Raw genomic sequence first — 381 nt, 5'->3', positions numbered from 1 at the left:
CCTCACCAGCCTCTGCCAAGGAGCCGTGCAGGGCGGCTGGGACGAGCAGTTGCAGGCCCATACCCTCGCGGTCGTCTTCGCCGGCCTGAAGCACGCCTGAGGCACATCCGAGGCACCGATTGCCCTGCTCATAGGACAGCCGGCCGCCCCGTCGGTACGGTTTCGGCGTGCCCATGATCCCCACGTCAGCGTCCACCCTGTCGCCCGCGCGCCGCTGGGCGGCGCTCGGCGTGCTCTCCGGCGCCGTACTCCTGCTCGCCATCGACGGCACGGTGCTGGCCCTGGCGGTGCCGTCGCTGACCGCGAGCCTGGCGCCGACCGCCGAGCAGATCCTCTGGATCGGCGACGTCTACTCCCTGGCCCTGGCCGGCCTGCTCGCCC

General features: G+C 72.4%; 1 pseudogene. It reads left to right on the top strand.

Features of this window, described 5'->3' with window-relative positions:
- Window positions 1-173: 173 nt before the first annotated feature.
- Window positions 174-381: pseudogene (locus ACLQ29_RS35455) on the top strand (MFS transporter); the annotation flags it as partial.

It is taken from the genome of Micromonospora sp. DT228 (genome assembly GCF_049841595.1).
Lineage (GTDB): Bacteria > Actinomycetota > Actinomycetes > Mycobacteriales > Micromonosporaceae > Micromonospora.
Note: the sequence above shows the minus strand (reverse complement) of the source record. Positions and strands in the feature narration are given on the sequence as shown.